The following is a 14,887-nucleotide window of genomic DNA, read 5'->3' as shown; positions in this document are numbered from 1 at the left end:
AAAATCATCATATAATGAAAATTAAATACTACCTGGCTTTTATGGGAATGGCCGCTTTGGCATCTTGCTCAAAAGATTCAGCACCAACACCAGAAATTCCAGTTGTTCAGACGAGTTTTGTCTCTAAATTAATCGAATATCAGCCGGCTCCAGGCCAGTTCATCAATACCGACCTTGGAAATTTGAAAGGTGCCAATACGATCATCGGTAAAAAAGGAATGGTAAGTCTTGGTGCTTGGGGTGGATATATTGTGCTTGGCTTTGACCATGCCGTTATCAATCAGGTGGATAAAGACGATATCATTATTTATGGAAACCCATTTGAAAATTTCTCAGAACCAGGCATTGTTTGGGTCATGGAAGATACCAACGGCAACGGATTGGCGGATGATACCTGGTTTGAAGTTGCAGGCAGTGAGTTCAATAAAACCGGCTATCAGCGTAATTATTCAGTAACCTACACCAAGCCTGCAGCTGATACTGATCCAGTACCATGGCTGGATAGCGATGGCTTATCTGGGGTAGTAAAGACAAATACCTACCATAGGCAGGCTTATTTCCCTGATATGAAAGACAAAGATGGGAAAACGATGACTAGCTATACGATAAAAGGCTCCAAGTTGCCTTCAACGAATATAAATACGACCGTTCCTTCAATGATCACCAGTAAGCCTTTTGCCTGGGGTTACGCAGATAATTTGGTAGATGGAGATAAAATTGATATTGCAAATGCAATTGATCAAAATGGAAAAAAAGTGGTTTTGAAAGGAATCAATTTCATTAAAATCCAAACGGGCATTCAAGCAGACATGGGATGGTTGGGAGAACTATCCACTGAAGTTACCGGTGTAGAAGACATCAGCCTGATTAAAAAGTAATCATACCTTAAATATTAATAATACAATTCGACAAACTAAATGAAGATGACCAATTTTAAAAGATTAGCATTAGCAGCTGTTTTTTCCGTTGCGCTATTCTCGTGTAAGAAAGATGCAGCAACAGTGCCAGAGGTTTCTGGAAAGTATGAAAATGGCTTTTTTATCATCCATGAAGGATGGTTCGGTCATGGTACCGGTTCAGTATCATTTTATGATGCAGGGACAGGAACATTGAGAGATAGTATTTTCCAAAAAGAAAATCCAGGAAAAGGATTTGAGCCAGCGAGCTCTACAGTGCAATTTGGCACCGTTTTCAATAAAAACCTATATGTTGTGAGTAAAGCAAGAGGACCTGTAGTAGTGGCTGATGCAATCACGATGAAAGAAGTAGGCAGAATCCCTGGATCTACGGAATATGATTGGCGCGCATTTGTCGGTATTGATGAAAACAATGGTCTTTTAAGCAGCAGTGATGGTGTTTATTTAGTAAATCTAAAGACATTTAAGATTTCGGCTAAATTATTAGGTGCTACAGGGCAAATGGGCGATATGCTGAAAACAGATAAATATATCTATATCATTTCCCGAACAGAAGGTGCAGTCATTTACAATGCTTCCGATCTTAGCCTTCAAAAGAAAATTGCAGGTGTAACTATGGGTTTTGTGCAAACACCAGATGGAAAAGTATGGTTCACAGGTGGTAATAACCTTTATAAATCGGATCCTGTAACTTTGGAAACGGAAACTATAGCGTTGCCATTTACTACTTACAATACTTTTAATGCCTGGTTTTCTTCGCCGCTGGTTGCTTCTACCAAAGAAAATGCAGTGTTTATGATCAACATTTCCAGCGGATGGGGTGGTGGTAAAAACATTTACAAGTATATTTCTGGTGACAAAACTTCTTTAGATAAACCTTTTATTACAACTCCTGATCTGCAAAGTTTCTATAAAAAGAATCTGGGATATTATGCTAAAACCGATCAGATTGTAACGACTACCCTGTTGAGTGGATACGTGAGTAATTTCCTGAACATTTATGATGCAAAAACGGGAACGTTGACTAAAACAGTTCCTTTTAGCGGTTATTATTTTCCGGCGATGTTTGCCTTCCATTAAAGCTTGTGGTCATTGGCTTTTTTATGCCGTGGAAAAAATATAACTTTGTTTTATAATATACACATGAATATGTCTGAATCTAAATTCAACCCGCGTTCGATCATCCTGTTGGTGATGATCATCTTTGTAAGCATTATCCGTATTGCAGCACCTTTGTCTGGCGACTTTAAAGAGATCGCTAACTTTTCAGCTGTAGGAGCAATTGCCTTATTTGGCGGTGCATATTTCAATAGTAATGTTAAAGCATTTGCTTTTCCTATGCTGGTATTGGTACTGAGTGATATTTTTATTGCTAAGATGTCAGGATACGGATTTTTCTATGCAGGATGGTATTGGACTTACATTGCGATCATCGCGATGGTAGCAGTTGGTAAACTGATGATGAAAAAAATAAATGTAGGTACGTTTATGGCCTCTACTTTCATCGGCGTATTCCTTCATTGGATCCTGGCTGACATTGGTCCAATGTATGCACCGAGCATCTATCCAGCAACTTTAGCTGGTTACGGACAATGTTTAATCGCTGCTATTCCATTCGAATTGAATTTCCTTTACGGTACAGTAGTGTATGGAGCGGTTATGTTTGGTGCTTTTGAAGTGCTGAAAGCGAAATTCCCATCCTTAAGTTTAGCGAAAGCATAATCAACAAGGGTTAATTACAGTTGTAAAAGATAAGCAATCCCGGGATTGCTGCGGAGTATACTCCTCAGCATCCCGGGATTTTTTTTACCTGAATTTACCAGGGCTTGTCCCTAATTTATCACTAAATTCAACCTTATGAAGAAGAAATTAGTCGTATTAACGGGAGCGGGAATCAGTGCGGAAAGTGGATTGAAAACCTTTAGGGATACGGATGGCTTATGGGAAGGCTTTAATGTGTATGACGTCGCTACACCTGAAGCCTGGAGAAAAAATCCGGAAATGGTGCAGGACTTTTATAACCAACGCAGAAAACAGGTGTTGCTGGCGCAGCCTAATGATGCCCACAGGGCATTAGCCGAGCTGGAAGCAGCGTACGATGTCCACATCATCACTCAAAATATAGACGATTTACATGAAAGGGCTGGTTCTACAAAAGTGACCCATTTACATGGCGTCATTACGCGCTCACAATCCGATGGTAATCCTGATTTAACCTATCCAATTCATGGCTGGGAGTTAAAAATGGGGGAGTTTTGCGAGTTGGGAACACAGCTGCGGCCACATGTAGTTTGGTTTGGAGAATCGGTGCCTATGATTGAAGAGGCGGCTAGAATTTGTGCGGCGGCTGAAGTATTCGTATTAATAGGTACTTCATTGGCGGTATACCCGGCTGCCGGTCTGATTGATTTTGTTCCTGCACAAAGTCCAACCTACATTATCGACCCAAAAATACCACAGGTGAAAAACAGCCATCAAGTGATTAAAATCGAAAAGGGGGCTGTTGCAGGAATGAGGGACCTTGTGGAACTGTTAACTTAAGGAATTAGAAAAAGGTAATTCCCGCATTCCATCCATACCAACCTTTGTTGTTGCCACTAAAATTGTGGTGTTTGTTGGGCACTACCTGCTGCTTGTAATTTATTATAAAGGTTGGCATTTCCGGGTTTTAAAGCCACATTGGTTTGCACCAATTCATTACTAGAAACAGAGATCTTATAGTAACCATCCCCTACAAAATTGAGCAGACCCAAGCTGGTGCCTGTGGAGGAACCTGAAAAGTTTAAAAGTGCCAATTGAAAACCTGTGTTTTTCTTTGCAATATTGAACAATCCGGCGATCTGTATTCCTGATGATGTTCTGGAAGAAATATTCGCTAAACCAGCAATTCCCACACCTCTGGAGGTTCTGGAATTGATATTTATCATACCGGCCACTTGTAATGCCCTGACTTCACCTTTACTTAGGTTAAAAAGTCCGGCGATTTCAAAGTCATCTACTCCGGCGGTGTAACCTCCGATTACATTTAAGGAAACTTTATTGATCACTCTGGAGCTCATCCTTCCATGAGAGCTCAAGCCAGGAGTAAGGGAAGCCTGGAAAGGCGTATTCCCAAAAAAACTTGGGATATTCAGATTTTGAATTCTTTGTGTAGAAGAAATGAAAAGCCGACTGATGCCTAGCTCTTCAATTACCTTTTTAGCAATATTGATGAATCCGGCAAATTGAACGCCGTTCACATATCCTCTGGAAACATTGGCAAAGCCAGCAAAGGCTGCGCCCTTATTTTCACCGGAAGTATTCAGAAGTCCGGCAATTTGAGTTCCCTTAGCTTCATTGCGGACAATATTTGAAAGGCCCGCAAAACTGAATCCTTTCTCTACGGAGGAAATACCTGCCAATAAATGAAAAGAGTAATTGTTGGTGTCTAAAGGCGCATGTGTGCCATTGCTGCTTAAAGGATAGAGCAATGCGATGTGGATTTTTTCTGATGAATTGCTTTGCGCAAAACCGGCTGGGCTGGAAGAAAGGAGTAAGCCGCTAAGGGCGATGGGCAGATATCCTGGTCATAATAGTTTTAAAGTTTTGCTGTAGTTGGTAATCCTCATTTTTGTCTGATTTTGAAATGAGACAACACAAGGAGGACTTACCCCTACGACCTTTTAAAATAAATTAATGTACAAAAGCACCCGGCTCTTTACTTTCTGGAATCTGAACCTTAATATTTCTTCTGCCAATGATGAGAATCGTCAAGGCAATCAACGTAGTCCCGGTCATGATAGCTACCATAGGAACCGCTGATCGGATTTCAAACATGCTGACTCCGAATGAAGCCAAAGCGCCTAATCCCATCTGTACGGCACCCATTAAGGCCGATGCGCTTCCCGCATTTTTGCTGAATGGAGCAAGCGATAAAGCGGAGGTGTTGGGATTGGTAAAGCCCAGACAGGACAGGAATAAGAACAGTAAGATGACGGTTTCCATAAGGCCGAACCAATTGTAAATGCTGCCGATCAGAAAAAATATGACCACAAAAACCTGTATGCTCAATGCGGCGAAAATCACTTGTTCACTTTTGTGTTTTCTCAATAACTGCGTGTTTATCTGACTTGAACCAATTAATCCGGTAGCCAGCAAGGCGAAAATCCAGCCATAAGCTTCTTCCGACACTTTAAAAATATCGATGAAAACGAGTGGTGAGCCGGAGATATAGGCAAATAGCCCAGCAAAAGCCAATGCGCCGCTGAAGGCGTAAGTGTAAAACTGTGGATCTTTGATCACAGAAAGAAAGTTTTTGATAATCGGCACCGGCTTCAAGGAAAGACTAGTATCTGGTTTATAGCTATCTGGTAACCAAAGCCAGCTGGCCACTAGATTCAATACCCCTAAGGCCATCAAGATGATGAATACGGAATGCCATCCCCAGGCTACTGTGACATAGCCGCCCAAGGTAGGGGCAACCATTGGCGAAACACCCACTACGAGCATCAGTAAGGCGAAAACTTTGGCATTTTCTTTGACTGGAAAAAGGTCTCTCACCATCGCAATTGAAGCAACAGCTGCTGCGCAGCTGCCGATTGCCTGCATAAAGCGCAATGCGATTAAGGTGTCCAGACTGCTGGCGAATACGCAGCCAGCAGAAGCCAGGATATAGACGATCAGTCCGATGTACAAGGGTTTTTTTCTTCCAAAACGGTCTAATAATGGACCATATAGGAGCTGTCCGGCGGAGATTCCAATAAAATAGCTGGATAATGAAAGAGATATTTTAAGTACGGTAGTGTTTAGATCTTTTGCAATTGCTGGAAATCCAGGAAGGTACATGTCGATTGAAAAGGGGCCTAACGCGGTTAGGGAGCCTAATAATACAATCAGGAGGAAGTATTTTTGTTTTGTCATTAGCTGCTGCAAATATAGGAATTGTACTTTTGGGAACCGCCGAAATCTGCTATTTTATCCAAACCTCATCGAGGGCGTTTCGTTTTTTAATTATATAAGTTTTAAGCAGGATTTTGTAAGTTACAGGAAAGAAAATAGCTTATTTTTGTAAATGTTTTTTTAACTTCGGAGAGATAGATTATGGTGTTATATGTAAAAAATATGGTTTGCGACCGTTGCGTGATGATTGTTCGTCAGCAGTTGGAGCAGCTTCACTTCGAGGTTAAGGACATTACCTTGGGTAAGGTGCTGGTCGCTCCGGATCCAACTTCCGCTCAATTGCAGGACATTTCAGCGACTATGGAGCTGCTCGGTTTTGAATTGATGGACAAAGAAAAGGATCAGCTGGTGGAACAGGTTAAAAATAAGGTGATTGAGCTGGTTCATCATTCAGATTTAAACGAGGTTCATCAAAGCCTGATTTCCATCATTGCAGATCGTTTGGATAAGGATTATGCCTATCTGAGCCGATTGTTTTCTGACGTAGAAGGCCTCACGATTGAGAGATATATTATTCAGCAAAAAATAGAAAAAGTAAAGGAACTGCTGGAATATGGAGAGCTGAACCTGAATGAAATCTCTTATAAGATGGGCTATAGCAGCAGTGCGCATCTTTCTGCGCAATTTAAATCGGTAACCGGTTTAAGTCCTAGTAAATATAAATCCTCTAGTTTAAACAAAAGGAAACCCCTGGATAAAATCAAATAAGTCTGCCGATTTTTGTAACATTACCTTTCGAATCACATTCTAAACTGGAAATTTAAACACACAGATGCCTTTTTATAAACACTATTCATTTGATTTATGGCTAACATTGATCAAATCCAACCCGGCATTTAAAACGGAGCGGACAAAATATTTTCATGCCCATTATAATTCCAGAAAGAAAACGATGGAGGAGGTGGCCTTGGTTTTCAGACAGGTGGATTTAATGGTGAATGCCATCAATGAAAAGACCGGCAAAAATATTGATGCCGATGAAATGTACCTGATGGTGATCAGTATTATCAATGATTTCTCCACGGAATTTCAAGACGTAGACACAGTAGCATTATACATGGAAATGGAAAACTTGCTGTTGAATAATATGCCTTTACTTTATAACGAAACGTCTCTGACAGTACTAAGCGAATTGAAATCAACTGGGTTGAGTACGATAAATATTTTAAGTAATACCGGTTTTATCAAAGGAATAACACTTAGGAAAGTGCTAGGCCACTTGAAACTGGATGAATTCCTGGATTTTCAATTGTACTCAGATGAACTGCGTTTATCTAAACCTAATCCCGAGTTTTTTCAATTGATGCTGAATACCATTGATCGGGTAAAGCATCCTCAAATTGAGTTACATGAAATTATTCATGTCGGTGATAATCCTGTTGCCGATGTAAAAGGCGCACAGGCGATGGGTATTCACACCTTGCTGATCAATTCAAATGATTTATTAATTTCACACTTACGCTCATGATCCCATATACCTATTCGCTTCATAAAATAAACAATACCGTCGATTTCGGCTTTTCTGCGGATGATTACAGCAGGTTTAAGTTTGGTGATGATTTGGTTTCCAAAGCTTTTGGAAAAGATTTAGCCGAGGGCTTTATCAAATATTACCTGCAAGAAAATCTGATTACAGAGCAAATCGTAGTCATTTCCAGTCCTTATTGTTTCATTCCGACGGCAACTTTTGCCATGAAGAATGCATTTGTATCGCATTTGAACCGTTGGCTGGTAGCGCATGGCGGATTAGTGGTGCAGGAAGCAAAAGTACATCGAACCATCACTTATAAGGAAGATTACGGCGGACTAAGTGCGGAAGAAAGAATGAATCTGATTGGCAATGATTCTTTTCATATTGACAAAGATTTCTTAGCAGGCAAGACCCTGCTTTTTTTGGATGACATCAAAATTACCGGTAGTCATGAGCGTATGATTCTTAAAATGGTAAAGGAATATGGTCTGAAAAACGATATTCACATGCTTTACTTTGCGGAGTTAATCAATAAAGAAATCCATCCGAATGTAGAGAATTACCTGAACTATCATTTGGTGAAATCAATATTTGACCTGGATGAAATCATTAAAAGTGGGAATTTCGCCGTCAATACCAGGATTGTGAAATATCTCCTGAATAGCGATTTTGAAAGTTTCTCCATTTTTATAGAAAAACAAAGTCTGGAGTTTATGGAGCGTTTGTATGACTTGTCTTTAGGGAATAGTTACCATACGATTCCATCATACGAGGAGAATCTGAATCATTTGAAAAATTACCTGCATCAGCAGACTTTCAAAGTAATTTAGGTTTCTAAAATTAAAGTAGGAACTCTTGTGTGAAAATGCAGGAGTTTTTTGCGATTAATCAGGTGACCATGAATACGGAACGATGTGTTTGGAGGTGTAATTGTGATGCAGTTTAGTTTAGCTCTGGAAAGGTTCTAGCAGGGGGGTATCAGGGCCCAGGTAGGGCCTTGGTATAGGGCACTTGCCCTCCAGTCCCGATTTAAGGGGCAGCCAAAGCTGAAGTATTTCAGGCTGCAAGCTCCAGTCAACCTATACACTGTAGTAATGGATAAAACAATTGTCATAGGATCTTCAAATAGGCTGATCCGATAGGAGAAAAAACCTATTTTTTACATTAAAAAGCTAGTTTTTTCCCTTAAAAAATGATATTTTGCAGGTACTGATCATAGCCGTTGATTTTTAGAAATGGAATCTGTGAAACAGCAGGTTTATAAGGAAAAACAGGCGCTTGAAGCAGTATTGTTAGTTATTGATTATAATTTAAAATTGATGAAATATGGCAATTAATTTGCAAAAAGGACAAAGGGAGAGCATTGATGCTCCTAAATTTACGATCGGTCTGGGATGGGATACCAATAGTTCTACTACAGGTACTGCATTCGATTTAGACGCTTCGATTTTTATGTTAGATGATCAAAAGAAATTAGTTTCTGATCAAAACCTGATTTTTTATAACAATCTGGTTTCTCCTGACGGTTCAGTAGCGCATACTGGTGATAACTTAACCGGAGATGGCGATGGTGATGATGAGCAAATCAAAATAGATTTGACGAAAATAGACCCTAAAGTTAACGAGATCTGCGTAGTGGTCACTATCCATGATGCAGAAGCTAGAAAACAGAATTTTGGTCAGGTAAGAAATTCTTTTGTTCGTATTTTTGATGCTTCCAGCAACGAAGTGATCTTGAAATATGAATTGGAAGAAGATTTCTCCATTGAAACTGCAGTAGAATTCGGTAGAATTTACAAACGTGAAGGAAAATGGAAATTCGAAGCGGTAGGAATGGGTATGAAAGGTGGTTTACAGGATTATTTAAATAAATATCAATAAGAAATTATGGCAATTAATCTTCAAAAAGGACAGCGTATCAGTCTTGAAAAGAGCAACGGAAGCAAGCTTCAAAATATTTGTGTAGGAATTAACTGGGGTGCCATTGAGAAAAAAGGCATGTTTGGCTTCGGTAAAACAAAAGAAGCAGTAGATTTAGATGCAAGCTGTGCTTTGTATAATGATAAAAAGCAACTGGTAGATGTTGTTTACTTCGGGAGTTTAAAATCTAAAGATGGTGCAGTAAAACATAGCGGTGACGATTTGACCGGTGATATGGGAGGTGATGATGGCCTGGATAATGAGGTGATTACTTTAGATTTCTCCCAGCTGAATCCATCAGTAGAATATGTAGCATTCGTGTTGAACAGTTTTAGAGGTCATGATTTTGGAACCATTCCTTTCGCTTCTATTCGTATTTACGAAGGAAATCCGAAACAGGTAAGAGAAGTGTTTGCCACCTATGACATTGCAAATGGCGCAGGTTTTGCTGGTCATGTTTCTATGGTTTTAGGCGTATTCTATAAGCGAAACGGAGAATGGAAATTCAATGCGATCGGAGAGCCTACTAAAGATAAGAAATTAGAGGAAACAGTGAATACAGTAACACAAAGCTATCTATAGACGCTAAAGGTAAAGGAACATTTTATTGAATTATGGAAATAAACCCGAATAATACCCAAAGCCTGACTCCAGTTCCAGTAAAGCTGGATAAGGATGGAAATGTTGATCTGGCAACGATCAGCCCGGAAGAGGTGAAAAAATATAGTGAAATTAATAAATCACTGGTGCCTTCTGACGTGAATTCTATCTTGAATTATGGAGTAGAAGCGCAGAACTCTATGGAGAAATACAGTAATGATTTTTTATCATCTGTAAGAACCTATAATAGCGGTGATGTAGGCGGTTTGATTAATGAATTGCTGACTGAGCTGAATTATATTGATGTCACTGAATTGGAACAGAGTGGTTTTAAATCCTTCATTTCAAAGATTCCTTTTCTGAAGAATCTGGTAGTTGACGTTAAAAAACTCTTTCAAAAATATGATGTGGTGGTCAATAATATTGACAAAATCACTAATAAAATTAAGGCTGGCCGTTTAAATTCTATCAAGGACAACAGTTCATTGCAAACGATGTTTGATAACAATGTAGCTTATATCCACCAGATGGAAGAACTGATTATTTCAGGACAACTGAAGTATGAGGAGTTGAAATTGAAACTGGCGGAAATGGAAGGCAGATCTGCTGATTTTGAGGATTATGAGATCGCTGATTTAAGGGATTTCGTGACTAGGCTGGACAGGCGTTTGGCAGACATGAAAATTGTTCGCTTTATTATGTTGCAATCATTGGCTCAGATTCGTGTGGTGCAGAATAACAATACTTCTATCGCTGAAAAAGCACAGTCTATTGTATCTACGACCATTCCAGTATGGAAAAACCAGCTGACAATTGCTGTGGCTTTACAAAGGCAAAAAGCCAATGTAGAGATGCAGAAAAAGATTTCTGATACCACCAATACCATTCTGCAGAAGAACGCAGAAATGCTGAAACAGAATAGTATAGATGTGGCGAAGGAAAATGAAAAAACGGTAGTATCATTAGATACGCTGAAAATGACTACGCAATCGTTGATCGAAACCTTGAATGAGGTGAAGAAAATTCATGAAGAAGGAGAGAAGAGCAGAAGAGTGTTGGATGGGGAATTAAAAACTCTGGAATCTGAATTGAAGAAAAACGTGACGCGCGTTAATTAAAAAAATCGATGGATGACCGCCGTAATTATATTTTAAAGGAATCCCGCACAGAGATTAGCCGTTTACAGCTGCTCTCTGTGTTTTTTGAAGAGGAAGCGGTTTATAAAATATACCTGCGCAGCCAGGTGATACATCAGTTGTTTGAGCAGAATGAAGAATTGGATATTGATAAACTGGAGCTTTTTCATGTCCAGTTTACCTCTAGTGTCATTGAGCTGCTCAGAAAAATAAAGAAAAATAATGAGAAGAATGTCAGCCTGATCTATGATGAAATAGAGCTGAATAAGGAGCTGATCGAGCGAATGAGTAATGCTGTCTTTACGGATAAGAATTTTAAGCTAGACCAGCAGAAACAAGCCTTAAAGATCAATTTGTCTTTAAGGAAGCTCTTTGAAGTGCTGTCTGAATTGAGCACCGATTTTCCTTTTTCAAAAAACATCAATTCATTTAGCTCCAGGTATGCCAAAGACTTTTATTATAACATTACTACTGAACAGTTGAGTGAACTGATTCAATACGATCCTAAAAACGTGTATTTAAATATACAGGCAACGATCGAAAAGAAACTAATGGGTACCCTTTGTAAGTATGACTTTAAAACAGCATTTTTCTGCGGATTAAAGTCAGGCCAAATGATCATTGAGGTGTATAAGTTCCTGGAAGTAGATCGGTATTTTCTCTTTTTCCCAAACAGGAATCTTTTTCTGTTTTGTGATATGGAGGTGTTAAAGGATATCGACTGGACCAATAACTTATCAGAAAAGGAAAAGATGATTCAGGAGCTTTCTTTTAAGAATGACAAACTGGAAAGTAGTGCTGCGGCGCTAAAAACCTATATTCCCAAAGAAATTATTGACCTCCTGGAAGAGAATTATCTGAAAATTTCAGACATAGATTTCCTGGAACATTTAAATAATTTTGATGTACAGGCTAATATTTTAAAGGCAATGCTTAAAACAGATCTTTTTTAGCATTTTTAACACAGTAAATTTTAAAACAATAATTTAACATGGATAATAATTTGATTAATCATCCCGGTGTGATCATCGGGTTTGCGGTACTGGTCGTCGTGATGCTGCTGCTGGATTTAGGCGTTTTTAATAAAAAGGTACATGCCGTAACCAGCAAAGAAGCTGCAATATGGTCTGTAGTATGGATTACTTTATCTATGGCATTTAGCGGAGTGATTTATTTGACCTCTGGATTTGAGAAGTTTACCCAATTTCAATCGGCATACTGGATTGAGAAGGCATTGTCGGTCGATAACCTTTTTGTATTTATCCTGGTATTCGGGTTTTTTAAAGTGCCTAAAGAATTACACCATAAGGTGCTATTCTGGGGTATCATTGGGGCATTGCTGTTCCGTGCGATCTTCATCTTTGCAGGTGTAGGACTAATTAACTTAACCTATTTACCTGAAATGAGGGTGTTTGGTGAGCTGATCCGCATCAATGTAGTCTTATTAATCTTTGGTCTGTTCTTGGTTTACGCAGGTATTAAATCATGGGTTTCAGAGGACGATGATGACGAAGAAAAAGACTTTAGTAAAAGTGCTGGTGCACGTTTAATCTACAAATTCTTTAAAGTATCTAAAGAATTTGACGGTGCCAAGTTTTTCACTGTTGAAAACGGAATTAAAATGGCGACTCCATTATTGGTAGTGGTTGCGGTAATTGAATTTACAGATTTACTTTTCGCAGTAGATTCGATCCCTGCGATTTTTGCAATTGCCCCTGATGATCCATTAATTCTATATACCTCTAACATTTTTGCCATCCTGGGTTTAAGGGCCCTATATTTCCTATTGGCTAATTTCATCCACATGTTCAGCCTGCTGAAATATGGATTGGCCATCATCTTAGCCTTTATCGGGGTGAAGATGGTAATTGCACCGTTCTATCATATTTCTTCACCACTATCATTGTCTATTGTAGGTGGTGTATTGATACTGTCGGTGATTGCTTCCATTATTTTTGTGCCAAAAGAGAAAGCGGCATAAGCTCATCAGCTGATGAAGAGAAAAAGGCCTGGGTTTTAAAAACTCAGGCCTTTTCTTGTTTATGGATTTCTATATTTGGAAGTGGAATAAGCGTTAAATACAGGCACATTAAACCTAGCAATTATGCAATATAATTTAAACATTAAGCTGAACACAGACTTCTTCGATTGGTATGCTGCTGATTGGAAAAAGGCAGTGCTTTCACAGCTGGAAGCAAATAAGGAAGCCCTGGAATTGATGCTTCAGGGGTATCATACGAAAGAAAAGCTACGTCAGGTTAGTTTCATAACTGATAGCCTTAAACTGGAAGAAGCGGGGAAGGGGAATCTGATCGCGGAATATCAGCTGGAAGAATACAATATTTGCAGTGCTATTGATCGCAGCGATATGGATAGAATGACACTGACCTTTATCATTGATAAAATTACGTTAACGATGAAAGTATCTGGTATATATATTCCAGAACGTGAACCCGATTCCTTTTAAATTGAGCATAAAAAAAACCGGCAATTGCTTGCCGGTCTTCATTCTTATGAATTGATTAAACTAGTACAATGTAAATTCAACTCTACGGTTTTCCTGACGACCTGCAGCAGTTTTATTGCTTGCAATTGGTTGGTTTGGACCGTAACCTACTGCTTCGATACGTGAAGCATTAGCACCTTGTGATACTAAATAAGCTTTTACTGCTTCAGCTCTATCTTTCGATAAACGTAAGTTTAAAGCCATAGAACCAGTATTATCTGTGTGACCAGCTAATTTAAGGCTAAAGTTTTTCTCTACTAATAATGCTGCAACACGGTTTAAAGTAGTGTAAGATTTAGAGCGGATAGTTGCTTTTCCTAAATCAAATTCTAAGTTTTTAATCGCCTCAGATACTACCTTACGGTCAGCTTCTGTAATGATTACTTTCTCTCTGATGATTGCTGGTTTTGCAACTAATGGACATCCTGAGCCATCAACAACTGTTCCTGCTGGAGTACCAGGGCATTTGTCAAATTTGTTTGCTACACCATCTCCATCATCATCTCCCATTTCTTTAGCATAAGTCTCTCTATCTCTTTCTGCTTTTTGTTCAGCTGTAGACAATGCATTTCTTAATGCTGCACTCTCTTCTGCGCTTTCGTTACGTAAGTTAGCTAATGAGCTGTAGTTTTGTAATTGTGGTTTTGATTTGCTGCCTAAAGCAAATTCGATACCCGCATGTCCGTAAGAGAATTTATCAAATTTACCAGTGTTTAAACCGTCAAATTCGGCAGTTTTGGTAAAGTTTACATCATAACCGAAGTCTAAGTTAATACCTTTAGCTACCCCTAATTTGAAACCTGCACCAACAGGAATAAAATATCCGTCTTTGTAATGGTTTTGTACTGTGGTTGTACCGTTAGAGTTTTCGGCACCTGAAGACATATAACCCACACCACCTTTAACGTAAGGGATCAATACTGCATTTTCATTGTTAATGCTGATATTAGCCAGGTTGTAAACTGCGGTTAAAGCTGCAGACCATTCCAGGTGAGTCTCGAAAGTAGTGTTGCTGCCAAAATATTGAGGTGTTCCTAGTGGATTAAACTGTCCTGAGCCCTTTACTTTACCTGCAAGGAAATCTGCTTGTAAGCCTAAAGCCGGAAGGATTTGTTTTTTAATGTATCCACCATAACCCAAAGCTTCTCTAGCAGTATTGTAATCTCTAGTGCTGCCATTAAAAATAGTGTTTGAGCTAAGTACACCAGCATGACCACCAATTGACCAGGTGCGGAATTCTTTTTTTCCAAAACGGCCAGTAGCATCAGGAGTGGTATCTTGTGCGAATAATTGCGATGAAGCGCCCAATAGGGTCACTACCATTGCGGCTTTTGTAATGTTGGATTTCATATTCTTTTTCAATTAGATATTTGCGTTCTTCAATTGTTGAACTACAATC

16 protein-coding genes are annotated in these 14,887 nt (G+C 39.2%); 13 read left to right on the top strand and 3 right to left on the bottom strand.

The features are described 5' to 3' along the window. Window positions 1-14: 14 nt before the first annotated feature. From H9X96_RS11865 to H9X96_RS11850, 4 genes are all read left to right on the top strand, one after another. Window positions 15-878, top strand: a complete 864-nt coding sequence (locus H9X96_RS11865) for a cell surface protein (protein ID WP_187666484.1) — start codon at window positions 15-17, stop codon at window positions 876-878. 45 nt (window positions 879-923) lie between these two features. After that, on the top strand, window positions 924-1,997 hold the full coding sequence (locus H9X96_RS11860; protein WP_187666483.1) for a DUF5074 domain-containing protein: 1,074 nt from the start codon (window positions 924-926) through the stop codon (window positions 1,995-1,997). 69 nt (window positions 1,998-2,066) lie between these two features. Beyond that, window positions 2,067-2,639: a DUF6580 family putative transport protein gene (locus H9X96_RS11855; protein WP_255431092.1), complete on the top strand. Its 573-nt coding sequence runs from the start codon at window positions 2,067-2,069 to the stop codon at window positions 2,637-2,639. Window positions 2,640-2,774: 135 nt separating this feature from the next. Continuing rightward, entirely contained in the window at window positions 2,775-3,458 is a 684-nt protein-coding gene (locus H9X96_RS11850) for a Sir2 family NAD-dependent protein deacetylase (protein ID WP_187666481.1), read from the top strand. A 56-nt stretch (window positions 3,459-3,514) separates the two neighbouring features. Here the strand turns inward: H9X96_RS11850 and H9X96_RS11845 are convergent, their stop codons facing one another. Both H9X96_RS11845 and H9X96_RS11840 read right to left on the bottom strand, forming a co-directional pair. After that, window positions 3,515-4,387 (bottom strand): hypothetical protein, encoded by an 873-nt coding sequence (locus H9X96_RS11845; protein WP_187666480.1) that lies wholly within the window; start codon window positions 4,385-4,387, stop codon window positions 3,515-3,517. Between the two features lie 202 nt (window positions 4,388-4,589). Beyond that, complete coding sequence (locus H9X96_RS11840) at window positions 4,590-5,816, bottom strand: multidrug effflux MFS transporter (protein WP_187666479.1); 1,227 nt, start codon at window positions 5,814-5,816, stop codon at window positions 4,590-4,592. Between the two features lie 180 nt (window positions 5,817-5,996). On the opposite strand from H9X96_RS11840, the gene H9X96_RS11835 reads away from it, so the two are divergent. From H9X96_RS11835 to H9X96_RS11795, 9 genes are all read left to right on the top strand, one after another. Continuing rightward, window positions 5,997-6,563, top strand: a complete 567-nt coding sequence (locus tag H9X96_RS11835; protein WP_187666478.1) for an AraC family transcriptional regulator — start codon at window positions 5,997-5,999, stop codon at window positions 6,561-6,563. Window positions 6,564-6,627: 64 nt separating this feature from the next. Continuing rightward, window positions 6,628-7,323 carry an HAD family hydrolase gene (locus H9X96_RS11830; RefSeq protein WP_187666477.1) on the top strand — a complete coding sequence of 232 codons (696 nt, stop codon included), beginning with the start codon at window positions 6,628-6,630 and terminating at the stop codon, window positions 7,321-7,323. Beyond that, window positions 7,320-8,156 carry a phosphoribosyltransferase family protein gene (locus H9X96_RS11825; RefSeq protein WP_187666476.1) on the top strand — a complete coding sequence of 279 codons (837 nt, stop codon included), beginning with the start codon at window positions 7,320-7,322 and terminating at the stop codon, window positions 8,154-8,156. Before H9X96_RS11830 ends, H9X96_RS11825 begins: the two co-directional genes overlap by 4 nt. Window positions 8,157-8,652: 496 nt before the next feature. Continuing rightward, window positions 8,653-9,207 (top strand): TerD family protein, encoded by a 555-nt coding sequence (locus H9X96_RS11820; protein ID WP_187666475.1) that lies wholly within the window; start codon window positions 8,653-8,655, stop codon window positions 9,205-9,207. A gap of 6 nt (window positions 9,208-9,213) precedes the next feature. Continuing rightward, a complete protein-coding gene (locus H9X96_RS11815) occupies window positions 9,214-9,828 on the top strand; it encodes a TerD family protein (RefSeq protein WP_187666474.1) in 615 nt (204 codons plus the stop codon). Between the two features lie 32 nt (window positions 9,829-9,860). Next, a complete protein-coding gene (locus tag H9X96_RS11810) occupies window positions 9,861-10,964 on the top strand; it encodes a toxic anion resistance protein (RefSeq protein ID WP_187666473.1) in 1,104 nt (367 codons plus the stop codon). An 8-nt stretch (window positions 10,965-10,972) separates the two neighbouring features. Continuing rightward, window positions 10,973-11,935 (top strand): hypothetical protein, encoded by a 963-nt coding sequence (locus tag H9X96_RS11805; RefSeq protein WP_187666472.1) that lies wholly within the window; start codon window positions 10,973-10,975, stop codon window positions 11,933-11,935. Window positions 11,936-11,973: 38 nt separating this feature from the next. Continuing rightward, window positions 11,974-12,963, top strand: a complete 990-nt coding sequence (locus tag H9X96_RS11800) for a TerC/Alx family metal homeostasis membrane protein (RefSeq protein ID WP_187666471.1) — start codon at window positions 11,974-11,976, stop codon at window positions 12,961-12,963. A 123-nt stretch (window positions 12,964-13,086) separates the two neighbouring features. Further along, window positions 13,087-13,449, top strand: a complete 363-nt coding sequence (locus H9X96_RS11795; protein ID WP_187666470.1) for a hypothetical protein — start codon at window positions 13,087-13,089, stop codon at window positions 13,447-13,449. 60 nt (window positions 13,450-13,509) lie between these two features. Here H9X96_RS11795 and H9X96_RS11790 read toward each other — a convergent pair whose 3' ends face one another. Continuing rightward, window positions 13,510-14,838, bottom strand: coding sequence for an OmpA family protein (locus H9X96_RS11790; RefSeq protein ID WP_187666469.1), 1,329 nt, complete (start codon window positions 14,836-14,838; stop codon window positions 13,510-13,512). Window positions 14,839-14,887 lie beyond the last annotated feature (49 nt).

The sequence above is a fragment of the Pedobacter sp. N36a genome (assembly GCF_014472395.1).
Lineage (GTDB): Bacteria > Bacteroidota > Bacteroidia > Sphingobacteriales > Sphingobacteriaceae > Pedobacter.
Note: the sequence above shows the minus strand (reverse complement) of the source record. Positions and strands in the feature narration are given on the sequence as shown.